At 45.4% G+C, this 15,193-nt stretch carries 16 protein-coding genes; 8 read left to right on the top strand and 8 right to left on the bottom strand.

The window, feature by feature from the left end; translation table 11 throughout:
• Positions 1-62 precede the first annotated feature (62 nt).
• From lspA to ispH, 3 genes are all read left to right on the top strand, one after another.
• The gene (gene lspA, locus F7Y48_RS11915; protein ID WP_268845346.1) at positions 63-572 is read left to right on the top strand and encodes a signal peptidase II; all 510 of its coding nucleotides are present in this window, start codon (positions 63-65) and stop codon (positions 570-572) included.
• Positions 573-728: 156 nt separating this feature from the next.
• Positions 729-1,160, top strand: coding sequence for an FKBP-type peptidyl-prolyl cis-trans isomerase (gene fkpB, locus F7Y48_RS11910; RefSeq protein ID WP_012842130.1), 432 nt, complete (start codon positions 729-731; stop codon positions 1,158-1,160).
• Between the two features lie 23 nt (positions 1,161-1,183).
• Positions 1,184-2,149 carry a 4-hydroxy-3-methylbut-2-enyl diphosphate reductase gene (ispH, locus tag F7Y48_RS11905; RefSeq protein WP_046873946.1) on the top strand — a complete coding sequence of 322 codons (966 nt, stop codon included), beginning with the start codon at positions 1,184-1,186 and terminating at the stop codon, positions 2,147-2,149.
• A gap of 46 nt (positions 2,150-2,195) precedes the next feature.
• Here the strand turns inward: ispH and F7Y48_RS11900 are convergent, their stop codons facing one another.
• From F7Y48_RS11900 to F7Y48_RS11885, 4 genes are all read right to left on the bottom strand, one after another.
• Positions 2,196-2,669 carry a low molecular weight phosphatase family protein gene (locus F7Y48_RS11900; RefSeq protein WP_041852992.1) on the bottom strand — a complete coding sequence of 158 codons (474 nt, stop codon included), beginning with the start codon at positions 2,667-2,669 and terminating at the stop codon, positions 2,196-2,198.
• Between the two features lie 71 nt (positions 2,670-2,740).
• On the bottom strand, positions 2,741-3,469 hold the full coding sequence (gene btsR / locus F7Y48_RS11895) for a two-component system response regulator BtsR (protein WP_006743107.1): 729 nt from the start codon (positions 3,467-3,469) through the stop codon (positions 2,741-2,743).
• A 31-nt stretch (positions 3,470-3,500) separates the two neighbouring features.
• A complete protein-coding gene (locus tag F7Y48_RS11890; protein ID WP_005397519.1) occupies positions 3,501-5,171 on the bottom strand; it encodes a sensor histidine kinase in 1,671 nt (556 codons plus the stop codon).
• A gap of 193 nt (positions 5,172-5,364) precedes the next feature.
• Positions 5,365-6,849, bottom strand: a complete 1,485-nt coding sequence (locus tag F7Y48_RS11885) for a carbon starvation protein A (RefSeq protein WP_005381914.1) — start codon at positions 6,847-6,849, stop codon at positions 5,365-5,367.
• 280 nt (positions 6,850-7,129) lie between these two features.
• Between F7Y48_RS11885 and F7Y48_RS11880 the strand changes: the two genes are divergently transcribed.
• Positions 7,130-7,471 carry a DUF2799 domain-containing protein gene (locus F7Y48_RS11880; RefSeq protein WP_012842128.1) on the top strand — a complete coding sequence of 114 codons (342 nt, stop codon included), beginning with the start codon at positions 7,130-7,132 and terminating at the stop codon, positions 7,469-7,471.
• Between the two features lie 113 nt (positions 7,472-7,584).
• Positions 7,585-7,857: a hypothetical protein gene (locus F7Y48_RS11875; RefSeq protein ID WP_012842127.1), complete on the top strand. Its 273-nt coding sequence runs from the start codon at positions 7,585-7,587 to the stop codon at positions 7,855-7,857.
• A 51-nt stretch (positions 7,858-7,908) separates the two neighbouring features.
• Here F7Y48_RS11875 and murQ read toward each other — a convergent pair whose 3' ends face one another.
• On the bottom strand, positions 7,909-8,838 hold the full coding sequence (gene murQ / locus F7Y48_RS11870; RefSeq protein WP_316684345.1) for an N-acetylmuramic acid 6-phosphate etherase: 930 nt from the start codon (positions 8,836-8,838) through the stop codon (positions 7,909-7,911).
• 20 nt (positions 8,839-8,858) lie between these two features.
• A complete protein-coding gene (locus tag F7Y48_RS11865; RefSeq protein WP_316684344.1) occupies positions 8,859-9,971 on the bottom strand; it encodes an anhydro-N-acetylmuramic acid kinase in 1,113 nt (370 codons plus the stop codon).
• Positions 9,972-10,070: 99 nt separating this feature from the next.
• Between F7Y48_RS11865 and nagZ the strand changes: the two genes are divergently transcribed.
• From nagZ to tyrA, 3 genes are all read left to right on the top strand, one after another.
• Complete coding sequence (gene nagZ / locus F7Y48_RS11860) at positions 10,071-11,054, top strand: beta-N-acetylhexosaminidase (protein ID WP_316684343.1); 984 nt, start codon at positions 10,071-10,073, stop codon at positions 11,052-11,054.
• Between the two features lie 207 nt (positions 11,055-11,261).
• Positions 11,262-12,338 (top strand): 3-deoxy-7-phosphoheptulonate synthase, encoded by a 1,077-nt coding sequence (locus tag F7Y48_RS11855; protein WP_005397501.1) that lies wholly within the window; start codon positions 11,262-11,264, stop codon positions 12,336-12,338.
• A gap of 21 nt (positions 12,339-12,359) precedes the next feature.
• Positions 12,360-13,487 (top strand): bifunctional chorismate mutase/prephenate dehydrogenase, encoded by a 1,128-nt coding sequence (tyrA, locus tag F7Y48_RS11850; RefSeq protein ID WP_301658604.1) that lies wholly within the window; start codon positions 12,360-12,362, stop codon positions 13,485-13,487.
• Positions 13,488-13,564: 77 nt separating this feature from the next.
• Here tyrA and F7Y48_RS11845 read toward each other — a convergent pair whose 3' ends face one another.
• Positions 13,565-14,566, bottom strand: coding sequence for a M23 family metallopeptidase (locus F7Y48_RS11845; RefSeq protein WP_005397491.1), 1,002 nt, complete (start codon positions 14,564-14,566; stop codon positions 13,565-13,567).
• 28 nt (positions 14,567-14,594) lie between these two features.
• Positions 14,595-14,963, bottom strand: a complete 369-nt coding sequence (locus F7Y48_RS11840) for a PilZ domain-containing protein (RefSeq protein WP_046874174.1) — start codon at positions 14,961-14,963, stop codon at positions 14,595-14,597.
• Positions 14,964-15,193 lie beyond the last annotated feature (230 nt).

The following is a 15,193-nucleotide window of genomic DNA, read 5'->3' as shown; positions in this document are numbered from 1 at the left end:
GACTGAACTTTTTTTAAAATTAACAGCCCCAGTATTTACTGGGGCTGTTTGTAGGTAAAGTAATGAATGAAAAAGCACTGTCTTTAAAGCAATCTGGTATTCGCTGGTTATGGTTAGCGGTGGTTATCTTTTTAGCTGATATTGGCATTAAGTATGTTGTAATGAACAACATGGGATATGGCTGGGCAAACCGCATAGAAATTTTGCCATTCTTTAATCTTTTGTACGTACATAACTATGGTGCTGCTTTTAGCTTTTTGAGTGATCAAGCGGGCTGGCAACGTTGGTTATTTACAGGTATTGCTTTTATCGTTACAGGTCTTTTGACTTACTGGATGAGCAAACTACCAGCGAAAGAGAAATGGAATAATATTGCTTATGCCATGATTATTGGTGGCGCAGTAGGCAACGTATTCGACCGAGTAATACATGGGTTTGTCGTGGATTATTTGGACTTTTTCTGGGGTAATTATCACTGGCCAGCGTTCAACCTTGCAGACATGGCGATCTGTATTGGTGCCGCGATGATTATTCTTGACGGCTTTCGAAAGAAAGACGAGGCGAAAGCCTAAGTAGTGGCAGTGTATATTGCGAAAAGTTGAATAACCCTAAGCGTCGCCCGTTGATTCGAGCGACGCTTTTTATTATGTTGGAGCGCCAATCAGCATATCAATGTATAAAAAGACCAAGCTGACAGCGTAATAACCCAAGAACAAGGAAGCAGTAACGTGACAACAATAACCAATGAATCTGTAGTAACCCTTCACTTTACGATTAAAATGAAAGATGGATCGGTTGCGGATAGTACTCATAACATGGGTAAACCAGCGAAATTTGTTATGGGTGATGGCAGCTTGAGTGAAAACTTTGAGCAGTGCTTGATAGGCCTCGAAACAGGCGCACAAAAAGCGATTGAGCTAAAAGCAGAAGACGCGTTTGGCATGCCAAACCCAGACCATGTACACCATATGGATCGCACTAAGTTTGTAGGTGATGCAGAAGTAGAAGTGGGTACAATCATGGCGTTCAGTGGTCCTGATGGTATGGAAATTCCGGGCATTATTACAGAGATTGCTGGCGATTCAGTCACTGTGGACTTCAACCATCCTCTAGCGGGACAAGACGTGACTTTCGAAGTTGAAATTTTGTCAGTAGAATAGCGAACCCAATAAAGATAATTTCCATGAGCAATGAAATGAAAATCCTATTAGCTAACCCACGCGGCTTTTGTGCTGGTGTAGACCGTGCGATTAGCATCGTAGAGCGTGCGCTAGAGATGTATCAGCCACCGATTTATGTGCGTCATGAAGTGGTGCATAACCGTTTTGTGGTTGAAGGGCTAAAACAACGTGGCGCTGTCTTCGTTGAAGAGCTGCATGAAGTGCCAGACAACAACATTGTGATTTTTTCTGCTCATGGTGTATCGCAGGCGGTTCGTCAGGAAGCCAAGCAGCGAGATTTGACCGTATTTGACGCGACGTGCCCGTTGGTAACCAAAGTGCATATGGAAGTAGCGCGAGCAAGCCGCCGCAATATGGAAGTGGTTCTGATTGGTCACGCAGGTCACCCTGAAGTGGAAGGCACAATGGGGCAGTACGCGAGTGAAACCGGTGGTATGTACTTGGTTGAAACTCCAGCCGATGTTGAGAAACTGAAGGCGATTGTGAAAGATCCATCCGATCTTCATTACGTAAGCCAAACGACGCTTTCTGTCGATGAAACTGCCGATGTTATCGAAGAGCTACGCCGCGTGTTCCCAGATATCCAAGGTCCACGTAAAGACGATATCTGTTACGCGACACAAAACCGCCAAGATGCCGTACGTGAATTAGCTGGTGACGTAGATGTGATGGTTGTGGTGGGTTCTAAAAACTCATCAAACTCTACACGTCTTAAAGAACTAGCTGAAAAGCTAGGGACGCCTGGCTACTTAACCGACTGTCCGGAAGATATCAAACCTGAGTGGTTCGAAGGCAAAACAAAGGTCGGCGTGACTGCGGGGGCATCTGCTCCGGAAGAGCTCGTTAATCAGATTCTAGAGCGAATCAAAGAACTCGTCGGTGCCGAAGCGGTTGATGAAGTACTTGGTCGCGAAGAGAATATGTTCTTTGAAGTACCTAAAGAACTGCAAATCAAGCAAGTGGATTAGTCTCCATTTATCGAATATTCAAAAGGCGACCTGTGGGTCGCCTTTTTTACATCTCTCTTAACTCATTTAGGTAATCACGAATTTGGTCTTTTCCTAAACCATCGATAATCATATCGGACATCTTCGTGATTCTTCGCTCAAGCGACTGAGCAACCCTTTTGCAATGTGCGTACACCTCTTCATCAGAACCTTCAGTCGGAAAGGCATCAACTTGCCAGTTTACTCGAACGCCCCCCGCAAGCCATTGAGGAGCTGCCTCTTGATGTAAAGAGTCACAGAGAATAATAACGATGTCAGGAAGAAACTGAGTTCGCTCTTCCCATGAGTGTGTGTGGGTATGCGGAATGGGAAGTTGGTGGTCATCTAAATATTTTTGCACCACCGGGTGAACTGTGCCTGTGGGATGAGAGCCACCGCTGGCGACACTAAACTCTGCTGGCAGGATATGGGTTGCGATCGACTCAGCGAGCACACTTCGTCCAGCATTGTGCTTACATATGAACAAAACTTTATACATCATCGCCTCGTCTTTTCGGAGCGTCTTATTTATACGCTAGCGGAAACTCAGCGGTGATGTGTGAACTTTTTGTGTTAGTGGCTAATGCCCAGCATCTCTTTGAGCACTTTAAGGTAGCGGCGGCTTACTGGTATCTCAAAGCCAGTTTTGGTGATGATTTCTGCTAATCCGTTTTCGAGTAATTTGATTTCGCTGATGGCCTTAATACTGACTAAGTATTGGCGATGACAGCGTACCAGTGGGGTTTTCTCTTCTAGCGTTTTTAATGTTAGTTGAGTGCTCGCGGCTTGGCTGGTGGAGCGTACATGCACGCCGCTGATGTCACTGTATGCACATTCTACCGTGTCGGTGGCCATGATGACGATACGGTTGTGCCCGATGCACGGAATCTGATCTAAAGTGTCGGGCGTAATAGCAGACAGTTGTTGAGTTAGGGCGGATTGACTAATGACTTTATTTAGCCGTTTGACCGTTTTGGTTAAACGGCATGGGTCGACAGGTTTGAGCAAGTAATCAAAGGCGTTGTCTTCAAACGCTTGAATTGCATACTGGTCGTAAGCCGTGACAAAAACCACATAAGGCATGGTTTCTGGATCGAGCATTCCAAGTAGTTCAATCCCAGTGACTTGAGGCATTTGGATATCGAGAAACACCACATCAGGTTTGAGCTCATTGATTTTTTTTAGGCCAAGGATCGCGTTTGAGGCATTGCCCACGACTTCAACTTGGCCTGTTTCATCCAATAACTCTGTCAGCTCTTCACGAGCAAACTGTTCATCATCAATGACGAGTGCGGTTAACATCCAACATTACCTTTATTGCTTCAGCGTGCTTTTATGATTTTGGGGGAATGATAAAGCTCATTTTAGTAAATTGATGTGGCTCGCACGTAATTTTTAGCGATGCATCACGCCCAAATTGATTAGTGAGACGTTTGTCGACAATTTCCAAACCTAGCCCGGAGTGGTTTTCTTTTGGCGGTTCAAAACTGCCTGCATTGTCTTCGACAGTAATCAAATGACCTTGTGGGTGGGCTTCGCTGTATATATGAACTTTACCACCTTCAAGCATGTTTGAAATGCCGTGCTTAATGGCATTCTCAACCAAAGGCTGGAGTGTAAAGCTTGGCAATTTGATGTCCAGCAATTCAGGCTGAATATCGATTTCAACCTCTAAGCGGTCCGTAAAACGAGCTTTTTCGATGCTCAAGTACGAGTTCACATGTGCAAGCTCTTCCTTTAGCGTCACGGTATTAATGTTCTGCTTTAAATTGCTGCGGAAGAAGTGCGATAAATTTTGGATTAGCTCGCGCGCTTTGTCAGGATCACGACGAGTAATCGCACTAATAGTATTGAGTGCATTAAACAAAAAGTGTGGATTCACCTGAGCGTGAAGCAGTTTGATTTCTGCTTGAGCGAGCAAGGCTTGTTGTTGTTGGTAATCGCCATACAGGATTTGGCTAGAGAGAAGCTGAGCTATCCCTTCCGCCATTGACATGTTGGCCGTGGAGAACAATTTACGCTTCGGTTCATACAGCTTAATGGTACCAATGACCTCTTTTCCCGCACGCAGTGGGATGATTAGCGCGGAGCCAAGTTTGCAGTCTTTTGCGATGGAACATTGGTATGGACGTTCTGCGCCATCAAGATAAATGATGTCGTTTTTCTCCATGGAGTCTAATGTGCTTTGCGATGAAATCGGCGTGTTCGGTTTATGGTGATCATCGCCAATGCCCACAAACGCCAAGATTTTTTCTTGGTCGGTAATCGCGACAGCGCCCACTTTGGTTTCTTCATAAATAATACGCGCGATTTTCTCAGCGTTTTCGGTGTTGAAGCCGTTGCTTAGAATTCCCACTGAGCGATCAGCAATGGTGAGTGCTCGACGCGAAAACGTCGCAGAAAACTTTTCAAAGATCGCTTTTCTGTCTTGCAGGATACTCATGAACAATGCCGCACCAAATGAGTTCGCGATGATCATCGGTGCTGCAATGGCAGACACCAGCTCATAGGCTTGATCAAAGGGTTTAGCGACGGCGAGCAGCAAAATCATTTGCACAACTTCTGCAACAAACGTGACGCTGAATACGACGCTTGGATTAAACAGCAATGCGCCTTTATTTCGCTTGATAAGGTAAACGTGGAGCAAGCCACCAATTACGCCCTCGGCGGTGGTTGAAATTGCGCAGGCGAGGTCAGTAAAGCCACCAAGAGAGTATCGATGGATACCACCAGTAAATCCGACGGCGAAACCCACCACTGGGCCACCAAACAGCCCGCCCATGACCGCGCCGATCGCGCGAGTATTAGCAATAGCATCGTTGATGTGCAGACCGAAATAGGTGCCGAGAATACAAAAGCCAGAGAAGAGTACGTAACAAATTAGGCGGTGGCTTAAGCGCGAAGAAATACTCAGCAAAGGTAAGATGATTGGCGTTTTACTTAGCATGTAAGCCAAAACTAAGTACACACACATCTGTTGTAAAAGGGAAACGACCAGTTCCATAGTGAACCTAACCTAGAATCAATGTTGTTATTGTATACCTAAGTCACCTCAAGATGCTTGGCTCAGATAAATAAGAACAGCTAAGTAAATGACGCTGCGCTCCGAGTTCTGAATCTTAAAGTGACTTGGGTATAAAACAAAAAGAGCCTGCAATTGGCAGGCTCCTATCTTAGTCACTCGGATGTGACGAGTATTACGCTGTTTCTGACACGGCTTGTGGTTTCTCTTCGTCAGCCAGTTCAGTTTCACCTTTACCCTTAGAGGTTTTGATAACGTAACCAGTCACTGCTAGGGCAAACACAATACCGACGATAGTTGATAGTTGCATTGGCAGGCCAAAACCTAGCGAGCTGTTGTTTAAGATGAACGTGACACATACCGTGGTCATGAAGATAGCAGGGATAGTGGTAATCCAGTGCAGCTTGTTGTGACGTAGTAGGTAAGCGGACGCAGTCCAAAGCATCATTACTGCTGTTGTTTGGTTAGCAAAACCGAAGTAGCGCCAGATAATACCGAAGTCTACTTGAGTTAAGATGCCGCCGATAACGAACAGTGGAAGTGCCATCAGTAGGCGGTTACGTAGCGTCTTTTGTTCCATGTTGAAGTATTCAGCAAGGATCAGACGGCTTGAACGGAATGCTGTATCGCCAGACGTAATTGGTAGGATAACCACACCTAGGAACGCAAGGATACCACCGAACACACCAAGCAGACCAAATGATGCGCTGTATACCACGTTACCAGGACCACCGTTTTTCACAGCTTCTGATAGTGCGTCTAGAGAGCCGAAGAAAGACAGAGCGATAGCACACCAGATTAGCGCGATAACACCTTCACCAATCATTGCTCCGTAGAAAACGAAACGACCGTTTTTCTCGTTTTCCATACAACGCGCCATCAGTGGAGACTGAGTCGCGTGGAAGCCAGAGATAGCGCCACATGCGATAGTGATGAACAGTGCTGGCCATAGTGGCATATCATTTGGGTTAAGGTTCGAGAACATGTCTGAAACTTGGAAGTCACCCATTACTGTGTGTTCGCTAGAAAACGCAACGGCTGTCATTAGACCAACAGACATAAAGATAAGTAGAGCGCCAAACAGTGGGTAGAAGCGGCCAATGATTTTATCGACAGGAACAATCGTCGCAATGATGTAGTAAGCGAAGATAGCGATAACCATTGTAGTCATGCTTACGCTCAAGCTTGTTTGATCATTGATGAGGTTAGTAATCATGCCTGCAGGAGCAGAAACGAACACTACGCCAACAAGAAGCAGTAGGACAATGGCAAAAATATTCATAAAGTGTTTTGCGCCATTACCTAGGTAGCGACCTGTGATAGTAGGTACAGATGCGCCGCCGTTACGCACTGAAAGCATGCCAGAGAAGTAATCGTGTACTGCGCCAGCAAAAATACAACCGACAACAATCCAAAGCATTGCCGCTGGACCGTATAGTGCACCCATGATTGGGCCGAAAATTGGACCCACACCAGCGATGTTAAGTAGCTGAACTAGATAAACTTTCTTTGTTGACATTGGAACGAAGTCAACACCGTCCGATTTGGTGTGAGCAGGCGTTTGGCGTTTTTCATTGATGCCGAAAATCTTCTCGACGAAAGCGCCGTAGATGAAGTATCCGCCGATTAGGGCTGCGACACAGGTTAGAAACCACATCATAGCAATTGTCCTTGGTCTTAGTTGGGTAGGGTAATTTTTTAATCTCAGGATGCATGTTATGCGTCACTTGTGTTAAATGCATTCGGTTAGTAGATGAGTGGTCGAATAGAGCACTGAGTGGTCGATATGCTGCTTGAGCGGTTTTTAAAAATGGCGAACGGTTGATTGCAGTAGTGAGCGGCTGATTCGAGGCGTCAGTGGTTTAATCTGCAAGCTAAGCGGCAAACGCCAATAATTAGTGGTAAGCTTATTTTTGAAAACAATTACTTAAGGAAGAACCATGAAAAAGGCAACGTTAGGTTTGGCGCTGGCTTTACTTGCAGGATGCGCTGCAACGACGGAAGATCTTGCCAAGTCAGGAGATTGGCATCAGATCGGATATCAAGATGGTGTAGCCGGACACACATCACGCACGATGAGCGAGCTGCGTGAGTTGGGTAGCGTTAAGCAAAGTGACTACGACCAAGGTTATTTAGAGGGTCTACGTGAATACTGTAACCCTGCTTTTGCGTATCAAATGGGGTTATCTGGTCAGTATTATGAAGGGGTTTGTGAGGGTACTGAGCAAGCACAAAAATTCCGTATGGAATGGCAGCGTGGCTGGAATGAGTACTCAAATTAATAGTCAATAAAGCCGTTGTGATACCGTCCGCAAAACATAATTGTGGCAAAATTCCCATTATCAAACTATGTTCATATTGCTTGATAGTGAGCACAGAAAAAAGGAATCACATTATGTCAACGCAAATGGCTGGTGGCTGGAGTCCATTTAATGAACTCAAAGCAGAGGATAAAGAAGTATTTGCTAAAGGTATCGAGGGGTTTGTCGGCGTCAAATACTCCCCTTTGGTTGTGGCTACTCAAGTCGTAGCCGGACAAAACTATGCGTTTTTCTGTAATGCAGAAGTTGTCTATCCTGGAGCACAACCATACCCAGCAATGGTTCATATGTTCAGCGACCTTGAAGGTAAAGTCGGTATTACTCACATTGAACGATTGAACTACTAAATTAAGCCATAAAAGGCGCCTGACTTTTAAATAAGTGAGGCGCTTTATTGATTAAGATTGATTCGCTTGATCGATCACGACTTTTCTTAAGTATCCTTGTTTGGCTTTCAGTTGCTCAGTCGCGCTTTCTTTATCCAGCCCGGTTAAAATCATCAAAATCGCTAACTTGGCGTCGTAGTCCGTTTCTTTGAGAGCCGTTTTAGCCTCTTGGTTAGTACAATCTGTTGCTTGCATAACAATACGAGCCGCTCTTGCAACTAGCTTTGCATTCGTCGCTTTCACATCTACCATTAAGTTCTGATAACTTTTACCTAGGCGAATCATGCTTGCAGTAGTGAGCATGTTCAGTACGAGCTTTTGCGCCGTCCCTGATTTTAAGCGAGTGGATCCCGTTAACGCTTCAGGTCCAACAACGGGGCTGATCGCAATATCGGCAATATCGGAAATCGGAGAGTCAGGGTTACAAGATAACGCTACAGTGGTGGCACCAAGTTCGTTCGCATACTCTAAGCCACCAATCACGTACGGTGTTCGTCCACTTGCCGCAATACCAACGACGACATCGCGTTGTGTTAGCGCATTCTCTTTAAGATCTTGCTCGCCTAGTGCAGGATCGTCCTCTGCCCCTTCTTTTGCACGGAACATTGCCTCTTTTCCACCCGCAATAATACCAACGACCATCTCAGGATCCGTGCCAAAAGTCGGCGGGCATTCTGAAGCGTCCAAGACGCCGAGCCGACCACTGGTTCCTGCACCGATGTAAAACAACCGACCTCCGATCTTAAATGCTTCCGTGATCTTATCTACGGCTTGAGCGATCTCTGGTAGCACTTTCTCGACCGCAATTGGGACGAGTTTATCTTGTTGGTTTAAACGCTGCACAATATCGAATGAAGGAAGAAGATCGATATCCATTGTTTCAGGATTTCGACCTTCAGAGACAAGGTGAGAAAGAGCCGCAATAAGCGCGTCATTTGTCATAGTAATTTAAGCCTTCGTGATTAATTTTTTGAGTAGAGTACGCCAAGTGAAGCGAGACGACTTGCCCCTGTGACTTCCGGTAAATTGCTAGGGAGGCTATGAATATAGCGCTGCGCAAGCCAAGCAAATGCCATGGCTTCCATGTAGTCACCATCAACGCCTTTTTCTGCCGTTGTCGCAACGTGCCATTGTGGCAATAACTTAGTCAATCGCTGCATTAAAAGTGGGTTTCTTGCTCCACCGCCACAGACCAATAGTTGAGGCATGCTGCCATGAGAAAACTTGTCGACTTCGTTGGCAATGGTAATCGCAGAATATTCGCAGAGTGTACGCTGTACGTCTTCGGTTGGTAAATTGTAATGAGCCAGTTGCTGATGCAGCCAGTCAATATTGAACAGTTCTCGCCCGGTACTTTTAGGTGCTGGCATGGCGAGGTAAGCTTCTTTAAGTAATTGAGTCAACAAAGTAGCGTTTACCGTTCCTTTCAGTGCAAATTGTGCATCTTTGTCGAAGCTTTGCCCAGTGTGCAGCGCACACCACGCGTCCATCAACATATTGCCCGGCCCTGTATCGTAGCCGTGCACGGGTTGCTGCGGATGCAAAACCGAAATGTTGGCAATGCCGCCGATGTTTAGCACGACGGTGGTGGAATCTTGCATGGCAAAGATACTTTTATGAAAAGCGGGAACCAGCGGTGCACCTTGACCACCTAGCGCCATATCTTTACGTCTAAAATCTGCAACCGTATCAATCCCTGTTTTCACTGCGATGATGTTGGCATCACCCAACTGAGTGGTAAAGGGTAACTCTCCAGTAGGTTGGTGGAATACCGTTTGACCGTGATTACCAATCGCACGAATTTGTTCCGCGACGTAGCCAGACTTATTGAGAAGTTGTAAAACGGCGTCAGCGAAGAGGTGGCCAAGTTGGTGATCCAATTCACCTATGGCTTTTAAATTTGTGGCTTGACCGGTACAAACAGATAACAGCATTTCTTTCAGTGCTGTGGGCATTGGGTAATCGTCGTGCGCAACCAGACGAACGTGCTCATCACTTATTTCAACCAGAGCGGTATCAACGCCGTCCATACTCGTTCCAGACATCACACCAATGTACAGTTCGTTAAATTTCATAGCCGATCTCGTCAATTCTTCATTCACTTATTGTAAAGCAAATCTGAAGCGAATAACCTCATCGAATACGAGATATTCAGCCGATTTTGAGGAGAAAACATGGGACCGTTATGGGTTGACGTCGCGGGTTATGAACTGACCGCTGAAGACAAAGAAATTCTGGAACATCCTACGGTTGGTGGCTTAATTCTATTTGCTCGCAACTATCATGATAGTGAACAGCTTCAAGCACTTACTCTATCAATCCGCAAGGCAGCCAAGCGCCCGATTTTGATCGGTGTGGATCAAGAAGGGGGGCGAGTACAACGCTTCCGTGAAGGTTTCTCGTTGATCCCTGCAGCCGAAGAATACGCCAAACATCAAAATGGTGAAGAGTTAGCACGTATGGGCGGTTGGCTAATGGCAGCGGAGTTGATAGCACACGACATTGATTTAAGCTTTGCACCCGTGCTCGATAAAGGTCATCAATGTAAAGCGATCGGTAACCGAGCATTTGGCGAAGATGCCGATACCATTCTTCGATTTAGCACCGCTTACATGCAGGGTATGAAGAGCGTTGGAATGGCAACAACAGGCAAACACTTCCCAGGTCACGGTGGTGTGATTGCTGATTCACACTTAGAAACGCCATACGACGAGCGCAGCGACATTTTTGAACAAGACATGGCTATCTTTAAAGCGCAAATTGATGCCGGTATTTTAGATGCCATGATGCCTGCTCACGTGATTTTTCCGAACTACGACTCTCAGCCTGCGAGTGGTTCAGAATACTGGTTGAAACAAGTTTTGCGACAGCAACTCGGTTTTAAAGGCTTGGTTTTCTCCGATGATCTGACGATGGAAGGCGCTGCCATCATGGGTAGTCCTGCCGAGCGTGGGGCTCAAGCCTTGAAAGCCGGTTGTGATATGCTATTGATGTGTAATAAGCGTGAAGCACACATTGAGGTGTTGGATAACTTGCCAGTATCAACAGTGCCACTGGCGGATGCGTTACTGAAAAAACAGTCGTTTTTTCTAAGCGATCTCAAGTTATCTCAAGAGTGGAAAGCGGCGAGTGAAGCGATGAAACGCTTGACCAGCTAAACCTCTTGTAAACGATTCAAAACACCGATTAGAAGCCAAAGTTAATTATACTTTGGCTTTTTATTTGTGTGTAAATAAAAATTTACACCAAATGTTTTTTATTGTGTACGCTTGTTTTTCTTTTTTAGCCTGTTATCTTGTCGTTAAAGCTTAGTTGTCTCACCAAGGATTTGGTTGGGTGTAAAAATAAATATACAGGTTAGAGTTATGCAGAAAAGTGAGTTGAGCAATATTAATATTAGCGAAGAGCAGGTTCTTATTACCCCAGAGGAGCTAAAAACCAAGCTTCCTTTGAGTGAAAAAGCGCGCCGCTTTATTCAAGAGTCTCGCCAAACTATCGCTAATATTATTCATAAAAAGGATCATCGCCTGCTGGTTGTATGTGGTCCATGTTCTATCCACGACGTGGAAGCGGCGAAGGATTACGCAAAACGTCTTAAAGCGCTCTCTGAACAACTAAGTGACCAACTGTATATTGTTATGCGTGTTTACTTTGAAAAACCACGCACCACGGTCGGCTGGAAAGGGCTGATTAACGATCCGCACCTCGATGGCAGCTTCGATATTGAACATGGTCTGCATGTTGGACGCGAACTGCTAGTGGAATTGGCAGAGATGGAAATCCCGCTCGCGACTGAAGCTCTGGACCCAATTAGCCCACAATACTTGGCGGATACTTTTAGTTGGGCTGCGATCGGCGCACGTACTACGGAGTCACAAACTCACCGTGAAATGGCAAGTGGCCTGTCTATGCCAATCGGTTTTAAAAATGGCACGGATGGTAGTTTGGCAACTGCAATCAATGCGATGCAAGCTGCGTCTTCTAGCCACCGTTTTATGGGGATCAACCGTGAGGGACAAGTAGCGCTATTGACCACTCAGGGTAATGCTAATGGGCATGTGATCTTACGTGGTGGCAAGCAAACTAACTACGACTCAGTATCAGTTACTGAGTGTGAGCAAGAAATGGCGAAATCTGGTCTTGATGCATCACTAATGGTGGATTGCAGTCACGCCAACTCACGTAAAGATTACCGTCGCCAGCCATTAGTCGCGGAGGATGTGATTCATCAAATCCGTGAAGGCAATAAATCTATTATCGGTCTTATGATTGAAAGCCATATCAATGAAGGAAATCAATCTTCTGACTTAGCTCTTGAAGAGATGAAATACGGTGTATCTATCACCGACGCATGTATCAATTGGGATTCAACTGAGGCACTATTACGTCATGCACATGAAGAGCTAGTGCCTTTCTTAGAAAATCGTCTAAAGGCTAATTAATACAGGATTTAAGGAACATCAATGGCAGTTGAACTTAACGCATTACGCGATCAGATTGATGCAGTCGACAAGCAAATGTTGGAGCTATTAGCTCAGCGTTTGGCGCTCGTAGAAAAAGTTGGGGAAGTAAAAAGCGAACATGGTTTGCCTATTTATGCCCCTGATCGTGAAGCGGCGATGCTGGCTTCTCGCCGAGCAGAAGCTGAGAAAATGGGAATTCCTCCACAGCTTATTGAAGATATTCTGCGTCGTACCATGCGTGAGTCTTATGCCAGTGAAAAAGACTCCGGTTTTAAGTGTTTGAACCCTGAATTACGCTCAGTGGTCATTATTGGTGGTAATGGCCAGTTAGGCGGCCTGTTTGGACGTATGTTCAAGTTATCTGGTTATCAAGTCAAAGTGCTTGGTAGCAAAGACTGGGGGCGTGCGGATGACATCCTAAAAGATGCGGGCCTGGTGGTGGTTACTGTACCAATTCACCTAACAGAAGGTGTGATTGAAAAGCTAGGTAATCTGCCACAAGACTGTATTCTGTGTGACCTGACTTCTATCAAATCTAAGCCACTGCAAGCAATGTTGAATGTGCACCAAGGACCGGTGGTTGGTTTACACCCAATGTTTGGTCCAGATGTGCCGAGCCTTGCCAAGCAGGTGATTGTGTACTGTGATGGGCGTGGAAATGATCAATACCAATGGTTGCTGCAACAGTTTGGTATTTGGGGTGCGAGCTTGTGTCAGATTGATGCGCAAGAGCACGATCATGGCATGACGTTAATCCAAGCGCTGCGTCACTTCACCTCATTTGCTTACGGCATGCATCTAAGCAAAGAGAACCCGAACATTGAGCAACTGTTAAAGTTGAGCTCACCAATCTACCGCCTGGAGTTGGCGATGGTAGGGCGTCTGTTTGGTCAGGATCCAAACCTCTACGGTGACATTATTCTCTCATCGCAAGAAAACATCGACATGATTAAGCGATTCCACCAACGCTTCGGCGAAGCACTTGCGATTTTGGATAGCAAAGATAAAGCCAAATTTGTCGAAAGCTTTGAGCAGGTGAGTGAGTGGTTTGGTGATTATTCACAACAATTTATGAATGAGAGCCAAAACTTACTCAAACAGGCGAATGATAATATTCATCGCGGTTAATCGCGGGTTATCTATCCGTGTGGAGCCCGAAACGAAAAGAGCAGCTTACGCTGCTCTTTTTTATGTCGAGAGATAAATCAGTTAGTCGCGGTATTGCTGGTATCTTCACTTGATACTGTATTGATACTGGTGTCGCGATAGGGGGAGTTGGTTAAATTGACTTGCAGACGCACGACATTATCAATCAATTGAACTAAAGGGCCCCATTTCACTTTTTTCTCTTTTTCAAATACATAATTGAAGTTTTCAGGTGTCCACTCCATCAAGTATTGAGGGTTGAGTGCTCGCCCGAGAAAGCGAACCTCGTAATGCAGGTGCGGGCCAGTGGAATTACCTGAACTACCACATTGAGCAATCACATCGCCTTTACTGACAAATTGGCCGCTTTTCACTTTAAAGCGTTGTAAGTGAGCAAAGGAGCTCATAAAGCCAAATGAGTGACGAATAGTGACATAGTTGCCATAGCCACGATTACTCGGGCGAACGGTTTCCACCACTCCGTCTGCAGGTGCGAGGATTTCTTCTCCTCGTTTACAGGTAAGATCGATACCAGTATGAACGTGTCGTTTACCTGAAATAGGATTAATGCGACTGCCATAGGAAGAAGAAATACGTTGGTATGTCACTGGGCTATCATTTGGAATCAAACGAAACATGGTTGCTCGAACCGCGGAATCGATAGCTGCTGCATCAATTCGCTCTTCTAACGCCATGTTGTTTTCATCGATCATCAGCTCTTCGTCAGCGAGACCTAGAACCGATTCGACGTCGAATACCCGTTTTCCTAATAGCTGAATTTGATTGTTTTTATCGGTCAATGACTGAGAAAGCGAGTGGTTGGTATCAAGCTGTTCTTCATAAAGCGCGGTGATTTCGGCCTTTTCACTTTCTAGTTTGGCGATGGTTTGTGTTAGTTCGTCTTTATTGTGTATCTGCTGTTGATTGAGATACCACGCGCCACCAACGACGGCGGGTAATGCCAATACCGAAGCAAATACTGCTAGGACCGAACTGCGGCCCAAATAGAACTGCTGATCGCCGTCTTTCGTCGGGATCTGCATGATGATTTTTTTAGACATAGTTATTGTTACTTAAATAGGCGTTCATTTATTTTTCTCCTAAATCAGAGAGATGTTCTAACTCTCGGTTCAGAAGGTCGTTATTGCCTACATTCAATTCTATAAATCGTTTTAGTTGGCTAATGCTCTCGATGTCTATCTTGATGATCTTTAACCTAATCTCACACTTAGAAACATCCACAATTTGCGCTTTTAACGTAATCACTTGTTCGGATTGATCAAATGAAAAAGTCACATGGACTGGAAGGGCTGGATCCAAAGCCTCAGTCTCTTCCACTTTCATGAGTAAACCATGTAAGGAAAGATCTTGAATCCTAGCTTCAATTGCCAAGTCACGTTGTTCTACCTTCGCTGGCGCTTGATGGAGAATGCGTGAAAAGCGTCGTCTCTCTGCCATGTGCATTTTCTCGTCATGTCTTCAAACAGAATTGAATAGTATATCAATGCGAACAAAAAATGTTCGATTGCTGTTTGAAAAGTGTCGAGGTCGCTACAGAGTGACGTAAGTGCAATGTCATGTTCTTAACGAACGAGACGGGCTAATGAGCTCTTTTTTATAACAAAGAAAACAAAGGCCGCTATGATAGCGGCCTTTGTACAAATTACAATCAAACTTTGCGGGTTGCT

It is taken from the genome of Vibrio sp. 2-1-2a (assembly GCF_032648565.1).
Taxonomy (GTDB): Bacteria; Pseudomonadota; Gammaproteobacteria; order Enterobacterales; family Vibrionaceae; genus Vibrio; species Vibrio diabolicus.
Note: the sequence above shows the minus strand (reverse complement) of the source record. Positions and strands in the feature narration are given on the sequence as shown.

Coding starts and splice junctions, on each gene's coding strand:
- btsR (WP_006743107.1), bottom strand. CDS start 3,469: ATGTTAACCGCACTCGTCATTGATGATGAACAGTTTGCTCGTGAAGAG.
- F7Y48_RS11865 (WP_316684344.1), bottom strand. CDS start 9,971: ATGAAATTTAACGAACTGTACATTGGTGTGATGTCTGGAACGAGTATG.
- F7Y48_RS11890 (WP_005397519.1), bottom strand. CDS start 5,171: ATGGAACTGGTCGTTTCCCTTTTACAACAGATGTGTGTGTACTTAGTT.
- tyrA (WP_301658604.1), top strand. CDS start 12,360: ATGGCAGTTGAACTTAACGCATTACGCGATCAGATTGATGCAGTCGAC.
- ispH (WP_046873946.1), top strand. CDS start 1,184: ATGAGCAATGAAATGAAAATCCTATTAGCTAACCCACGCGGCTTTTGT.
- F7Y48_RS11845 (WP_005397491.1), bottom strand. CDS start 14,566: ATGTCTAAAAAAATCATCATGCAGATCCCGACGAAAGACGGCGATCAG.
- F7Y48_RS11880 (WP_012842128.1), top strand. CDS start 7,130: ATGAAAAAGGCAACGTTAGGTTTGGCGCTGGCTTTACTTGCAGGATGC.
- F7Y48_RS11855 (WP_005397501.1), top strand. CDS start 11,262: ATGCAGAAAAGTGAGTTGAGCAATATTAATATTAGCGAAGAGCAGGTT.
- nagZ (WP_316684343.1), top strand. CDS start 10,071: ATGGGACCGTTATGGGTTGACGTCGCGGGTTATGAACTGACCGCTGAA.
- F7Y48_RS11840 (WP_046874174.1), bottom strand. CDS start 14,963: ATGGCAGAGAGACGACGCTTTTCACGCATTCTCCATCAAGCGCCAGCG.
- lspA (WP_268845346.1), top strand. CDS start 63: ATGAATGAAAAAGCACTGTCTTTAAAGCAATCTGGTATTCGCTGGTTA.
- murQ (WP_316684345.1), bottom strand. CDS start 8,838: ATGACAAATGACGCGCTTATTGCGGCTCTTTCTCACCTTGTCTCTGAA.
- F7Y48_RS11885 (WP_005381914.1), bottom strand. CDS start 6,849: ATGATGTGGTTTCTAACCTGTGTCGCAGCCCTAATCGGCGGATACTTC.
- F7Y48_RS11900 (WP_041852992.1), bottom strand. CDS start 2,669: ATGATGTATAAAGTTTTGTTCATATGTAAGCACAATGCTGGACGAAGT.
- F7Y48_RS11875 (WP_012842127.1), top strand. CDS start 7,585: ATGTCAACGCAAATGGCTGGTGGCTGGAGTCCATTTAATGAACTCAAA.